2 protein-coding genes and 1 pseudogene are annotated in these 2,684 nt (G+C 65.4%); 2 read left to right on the forward strand and 1 reads right to left on the reverse strand.

Going from position 1 to position 2,684, the window contains the following annotated elements:
• On the forward strand, window positions 1-557 hold a 557-nt coding region (dksA, locus tag B2W70_RS09545; RefSeq protein WP_286745169.1), incomplete at its 5' end, for an RNA polymerase-binding protein DksA.
• A 27-nt stretch (window positions 558-584) separates the two neighbouring features.
• Window positions 585-2,351, forward strand: coding sequence for an STAS domain-containing protein (locus tag B2W70_RS09550; protein WP_286745171.1), 1,767 nt, complete (start codon window positions 585-587; stop codon window positions 2,349-2,351).
• Window positions 2,352-2,401: 50 nt separating this feature from the next.
• Here the strand turns inward: B2W70_RS09550 and B2W70_RS09555 are convergent.
• Window positions 2,402-2,684 (reverse strand): annotated as a pseudogene (locus B2W70_RS09555) (type III pantothenate kinase); the annotation flags it as partial.

Here is a 2,684-nt window from a genome sequence, read left to right on the forward strand (position 1 = left end):
CCCCTGCCGAAGCAGACGTCAAGTCCCGTACCGTGGCCACGGCCAAACAGCCGGCCAAGAAAACCAGTAGCACCCAAAACGACATGCCTGCAGCCACCACCAAGGTCGACACCAAACTCGCCAGCGCCTGGAAATCCAAGGCCGGTCGCGACCTGAGCGAAGCCGAACTCATGGCCATGCCGGACGCCGAGTACATGAGCGACAAGCAGCTCGATTTCTTCCGCGCTCGCCTTGAAAGCCAGAAGGAAGACCTGCTGTCCAACGCCGGCGAAACGACCGAACACCTGCGCGAGGACACCTCCATCGTGCCCGACCCGGCCGACCGCGCCACCATCGAGGAAGAGCACGCCCTGGAGTTGCGCACCCGCGACCGCGAGCGCAAGCTGCTCAAGAAGATCTCGCAAGCCCTGGTTCGCATCGACAATGGCGAATACGGCTTCTGCGACGAAACCGGGGAGCCCATCGGCCTGGGCCGTCTGCTGGCCCGCCCCACCGCCACCCTGTCACTGGAAGCCCAGCAGCGTCGCGAACTCAAGCAGAAGATGTTCGGGGACTGAGCCCCCGAACATCCGACCAGGACCGAGATGAGCAAGGAATCCGGCAGTTTCCTGCGCAAGGTGGCGCGCTTCGTCACCAATCCGACAACGGATTGGTCGGACCTGGACGCGCCCCCCTCTGACGCCGGCGAAAGCGATTACGCCAAGACCGAGATCAAGGCGATGATCGAGCGCAAGCGACGCAACGACTTCGTGCGCAAGCGCGAGCTCGACATGCTGCGCAAGATCCGTCGGGAAGGGCTGAACCCGGATGCCGCGCTGGCGCTCGGCGGCGCCTCCAACCTCGACCCGGAGTCGCGCCCCCAAAGCGGCGCACGCTCCGACATCGCCGTCAAGGCCAAGATCGACGAGATCGAGCTGCAAATGGTGGGCATCAGCGCCCGCCCCACTCCCGTGACTCCGTCACAGGCTGCAGGCCTGCCCACGGTGCCCGGGGGATCGGTTGACCTGCCCATCACCGCACCTGACCGGCTGAACCCGCCCACCCTGCCATTCGTCGAACATGCACCGACGGTCATGGAACCCCTCAGGGCGGAGACACCAGCGTACGCGCCTCAAGCAGCCGCCCTGCCCATCATCGGCGCCACGCTGCCAGGCGGCATCGGCGTTCACGTCACCGAGATGGCCCACGACCCGGAGCTTGACGAGGCCGTCATTGCCTTCGCGAATGCCGACTTCGACCAGTGCGAACAGTGCTTGCTCAATTTGGTGCACCCAGGCTCAAGCCGCCACGAACACGCCGACACCTGGCTGGTGCTGTTCGATTTCTACCGCGCCCTTGACCTGCCCCACAAATTCGACAACCTGGCTGTGTCTTACGCGCAGCAATTCGGCGTGTCCGCCCCTCAGTGGTACTCCCTGCCACAGCGCGTCGCCGACTTGATCGAATCCGAATCGGCCCACGCCGAGCCAACGGATGCCTCGGCTGGTCGCCCCAGCCTGAGCGAGACGCTCGAATCGACCGACGACGAAGGCAGCGGCCCTGTCACCGAAGGGCGCGAATGGGACGCCCCCCAGCCGGGCTGGATCGCGCCCTCCGTCGTGGACCCGGAAGCGCTTGCGCAGCTGCGCGTGGCCCTGCTTCAGTTGCCTCGCCCGTGGCGCATCGATTGGCAAGGGGTCAACCAGGTCACCCCAGAAGCGGCGCATCAACTCAGCCAGTTGCTGCAGCAATGGGCCAAAGAGCCCATGGAATTGATCTGGGTGGGGGGGCCGCACCTGCTGAACCTGCTGGAGGACCTGACCCCCACCGGCAGCCGCGACGCCGACCCCGCCCACTGGATGCTGCGCCTGGACCTGCTTCGCATGGTCAACCAGCCAGTGGTGTTCGATGAGGTTGCGATCGACTACTGCGTCACCTACGAGCTGTCGCCTCCATCCTGGGAGCCCACACGCTGCACCGTGCGCGAACAACAAGATGCGGTCAGTGCACCCACTGCCCCCATGTCGCACGTCAGCGATGTCACCACGAGCTTCGTCGAGTCGCAACTGCATCAGGAAATCTCCTACGTGCAGGTGGCCGCACTCAACCTGTCCGGCCAACTGGTGGGCGACATCGGTGCCACCCTGCAGCGCCTGGACGATCAGCTCGGGGGCAGCGTTTCGCTGGAAGTCGATTGCAGCCACCTGCTGCGCGTCGACTTCATCGCCGCTGGCGACCTGCTGAACTGGGTGCTCTCACGTCGTGCGGAGCAACGTCAGGTGTGCTTCCTGAACCCGCACAGGTTGGTGGCGCTGTTCTTTGGCGCCATGGGCATCAACGAGCACGCCACCGTCAAGCTCCAGATGGTTTGACCCAGCTTCCCCGGAAGCCGCGCACCCCTGTGCGCCGCACCAGGGTCCGGTCAACGCGCAGCGGCCAGCGTCAACAAGCCCTCGAAAATCAGGTTCTCCACCACCATGGGCTGGAGTTCCTCGACGTGCGTCAGCCGCGACACAGCCCCGCCAGACATGATCAGCAGGGGATCGCGCCCTGTGCGCACCCGCAGGCGCCTGAGCGATCGCTCGATGGCGCCCGCGATCGCGTCGGTGCCGCCACTCATCAAGGCATCGCTGGTGTTGGTGGGAAAGTCGCGCACCTCGCCGGTTGGAACCTTCAGCCCCGCCGTGCCATTCTCCAGGGCCCGG

Source organism: Aquabacterium sp. UBA2148 (assembly GCF_002328915.1).
In the GTDB taxonomy this organism is placed as follows: Bacteria; Pseudomonadota; Gammaproteobacteria; order Burkholderiales; family Burkholderiaceae_C; genus Aquabacterium; species Aquabacterium parvum.

Bases quoted from the DNA above. Each gene is read 5' to 3' on its own strand.
- B2W70_RS09550 (WP_286745171.1), top strand. From the start codon at position 585: ATGAGCAAGGAATCCGGCAGTTTCCTGCGCAAGGTGGCGCGCTTCGTC.